Below are 3440 nucleotides of genomic sequence, written 5' to 3'. Positions count from 1 at the left end.
GCGTGGAGCGGCCGGGGCCGGCGGACCGTGCTACGGGCGAGGGGTCAGGCGACGGCTCCGGCCGGGGCGGGCGCGCTCGCGCGGTGCGGGGTCGAAGTCGGGGCCGGGGGCAGCGGCTTGGCGCGTCCGGCCCGCACGCCGTTGCCGATGATGACGATCTCGGCGAGCTCGTGGACCGCGACGACGGCGGCGAGGCCGAGGACGCCGAAGAGGGCGAGCGGCATCAGACCGACGATGACCGCCAGGGACAGGCCGACGTTCTGGAGCATGATCCGCCGTGCGCGGCGGGCGTGGTCCAGGGCCTGGGGCAGGTGGCGCAGGTCCTCGCCCATGAGCGCGACGTCGGCGGTCTCGATGGCGACGTCGGTGCCCATCGCCCCCATGGCGATGCCGAGGTCGGCGGTGGCCAGGGCGGGGGCGTCGTTGACGCCGTCGCCGACCATCGCGGTCGGGCGGAGGGTGCGGAGCCCGCCGATGATGCGGGCCTTGTCCTCGGGGCGCAGGTCCGCGTGCACGGTGTCGATGCCGGCCTCGGCGGCGAGGGCCCGGGCGGTGCGTTCGTTGTCGCCGGTGAGCATCACCACGGTCAGGCCGCGGGCGCGGAGGCGGTCGACGACCTCGCGGGCCTCGGGGCGCAGTTCGTCGCGTACCGCGATCGCGCCGATCACCGTCGCGTCGTCCTCGACGAGGACGGCGGTGGCGCCGGAGTCCTGCATCGCGGTGACGGCTTCGGCCAGCGGGCCGGGCTCGATCCAGCCGGGGCGCCCGAGCCGGACGGGGCGGCCGTCCAGCCGGCCGGTGAGGCCGGCGCCGGTGACCGCCTCGACGTCCGTGGCGACGGGCACGCCGGGGGCGGCGGCCAGGACGGCCTCGGCCAGGGGGTGTTCGCTACGGGCCTCCAGCGCGGCGGCCACGGCGAGGAGGGTGTCGCGGCTGTGGCCGTCCAGGGTGGCGACGCGGACGACGGCGGGCCGGTTGCGGGTGAGGGTGCCGGTCTTGTCGAGGGCGACGGCGCGTACGGCGCCGAGGGCTTCGAGGGCGGCTCCGCCCTTGACCAGGACGCCGAGCCTGCCGGCCGCGCCGACGGCGGCGACCACGGTGACGGGTACGGAGATGGCGAGTGCGCACGGGGAGGCGGCGACCAGGACGACCAGCGCCCGCTCGATCCAGGTGGCCGGATCGCCCAGCAGGGAGCCGACGAGGGCGATGAGGGCGGCGGCGACCATGATGCCGGGCACCAGGGGCTTGGCGATCCGGTCGGCGAGGCGCTGGCCGGCGCCCTTGCGGGCCTGTTCGGCCTCCACGATCCGGACGATCCGGGCCAGCGAGTTGTCCTCGGCCGTGCTGGTGACCTCGACCTCCAGCACGCCGGTGCCGTTGATCGCGCCCGCGTACACCTCGCTGCCCGGACCGGCCTCGACGGGGACGGACTCACCGGTGATGGCGGATACGTCCAGGGCGGTGCGGCCGGCGCGGACGGTGCCGTCGGTGGCGATCCGCTCGCCGGGCCTGACCACCATCGTGTCGCCGATCCGCAGTTCGGCCGGAGCGACGGTCCGCTCGGTGCCGTCGCGCAGCACGGTCGCCCGTTCGGGCACCAGGTTCAGCAGGGCGCGCAGGCCCCGGCGGGTGCGGGCCAGGGACCAGGCCTCCAGGCCCTCGCTGACGGAGTAGAGGAAGGCCAGCATGGCGGCCTCGCCGACCTCGCCGAGGAGGACCCCGCCCACGGCGGCGATCGTCATCAGCGTGCCGACCCCGACCTTGCCCTTGGCCAGGCGGCGCAGCGTGGCGGGTACGAAGGTCCAGGCGCCGACGACGAGGGCGAGCGCGTTCAGCGCGTTCACCGCGGTGTCGGACGCGCCGGACCAGCCGGCGATCAGTCCGGCCGGCAGCAGGACGCCGGCCACGGCGGCGGCCCGCAGCTCGCCGACCTCCCAGAGCTTCTCCGGTTCGCGCTCCTCCCCTCCCTCCACGGTCTTCCTGTCGTCGCCGCAGCCGCAGGCGTCGCTCATCGGCCGGCCCCGGTGCTGTCCGGGGCGGGCGCCGCCGGGGTGCCGTAGATCGGGCAGAGGTCGACGGCCTCGCCGGTCGCGGCGAGCAACTGCTCGGCCGAGGCCAGCAGGTCCAGCAGTTCCGGGCGGGCCAGGAAGTACAGGGAGGCCCGGCCCTGGGGGCGGGAGTCGACCAGGCCGCAGTCCCGCAGGCAGGCCAGGTGCGCCGAGACCGTGGACTGGGCCAGGCCCACGCAGCCGACCAGGTCCACGACCTTGGCCTCGCCCCGGGCCAGGCGCAGCAGGATCGCGAGGCGGGCCGGGTCGCCGAGCGAGCGGAACAGGGCCACCGCTGCCGAGGGCGCGCCGCACGAGGTGGTGGCCGGGGACCCGGCCGCCGGGCTATTCATCGTCATGGAGCGATGATAGCTGTTGATGCCGATGTCATCGCTCCAGACGGGCTGTCGCGGCCCGGTTCGACCGCGACCGCATCCAGGAGCGGACGCCGGAGAGACAGGTCGTCGCCGTCGCCACGGGCGGCCACGGCGGCCGCTTGGGGCGCGGGGACGCCGTCCACGCCCTCCCCCGGCACCGCACGACACGTCCTGCGCGAACCCGCCAGCCCCACCCCCCTCTCCCAGCCAGGCGTCCCCCGACACCCGTCGCGCGCGGTCGGCCGTCCGACCATCACCCCACGTCAGCGCAGCACTTAGGCGACCCTCGGTCGACGGCCCGTCCGCCCGACCCCGGGACCACTCGCGACCCACCAGAACACCACACCCCACGCCTCGCCGAAAACACGGAGGGAAATGACCGAGAACACGTGAGGTCAGGCTTCGTTCGATTGACCGTCACAAAAGCGGTCTGGATACTGATCGAGCACGACGCAACCGAAACTCGTTGCGAAGCGGTCTCCGATTCGACATTTCATCCGACTGAGGAGAATCCATGATCTCGAAAGCCAAGAAGGTCGTGAGCTCGATGGCGATGGCCTTCGCCGCGGCCGCCACGCTCACCGTGGCCGTGCCGTCCGGCAACGCCTTCGCCATCGACCACGTCCAGTGCGACGGGAGCCGCAACGACTTCCTGAAGATCTGGTCGCACCTCGACGGCCGTGACAGCGTCGACTGCTATGCGAACGGGGGGTCGATCGGCTTCGGCGGGTGGTGGGTCGACCGGATCTCCACCGGGAACAACGACCTGGTCTACTCCGACGCCAACGGCGACTCGGTGCGGATCAACCGCTGGACCGACATCTCCTTCCCGAACCGCCCGCCGCGAGTCAACTCCATCCAGATCCTCTGACGAACCGGCAGAGCGAACCCCGAACAGAAATTCGCCCGGCCGAATCACCGGGAATTCCCACAGTGCTTCGATCGCCACCGAATCTTCTGTGACGTGAATTCGCTCCACCCCGGCTCACCGACGCCGGCCACCCCCTCCAGGGGC

3 protein-coding genes are annotated in these 3440 nt (G+C 73.5%); 1 reads left to right on the top strand and 2 read right to left on the bottom strand.

Features of this window, described 5'->3' with window-relative positions:
* Positions 1 to 44 precede the first annotated feature (44 nt).
* On the bottom strand, positions 45 to 2012 hold the full coding sequence (locus ACFU7Z_RS37790; protein ID WP_380782632.1) for a heavy metal translocating P-type ATPase: 1968 nt from the start codon (positions 2010 to 2012) through the stop codon (positions 45 to 47).
* Positions 2009 to 2407 carry a helix-turn-helix transcriptional regulator gene (locus tag ACFU7Z_RS37785; protein WP_074005866.1) on the bottom strand — a complete coding sequence of 133 codons (399 nt, stop codon included), beginning with the start codon at positions 2405 to 2407 and terminating at the stop codon, positions 2009 to 2011. Before ACFU7Z_RS37785 ends, ACFU7Z_RS37790 begins: the two co-directional genes overlap by 4 nt.
* Before the next feature lie 532 nt (positions 2408 to 2939).
* Between ACFU7Z_RS37785 and ACFU7Z_RS37780 the strand changes: the two genes are divergently transcribed.
* Positions 2940 to 3296 (top strand): beta/gamma crystallin domain-containing protein, encoded by a 357-nt coding sequence (locus ACFU7Z_RS37780; RefSeq protein ID WP_049649160.1) that lies wholly within the window; start codon positions 2940 to 2942, stop codon positions 3294 to 3296.
* The last annotated feature ends 144 nt before the right edge of the window (positions 3297 to 3440 follow it).

The organism is Kitasatospora sp. NPDC057518, assembly GCF_042802075.1.
Classification (GTDB): Bacteria; Actinomycetota; Actinomycetes; order Streptomycetales; family Streptomycetaceae; genus Kitasatospora.
The sequence above is the reverse complement of the archived record's forward strand: the minus strand, read 5'-3'. Positions and strand labels throughout refer to the sequence as shown.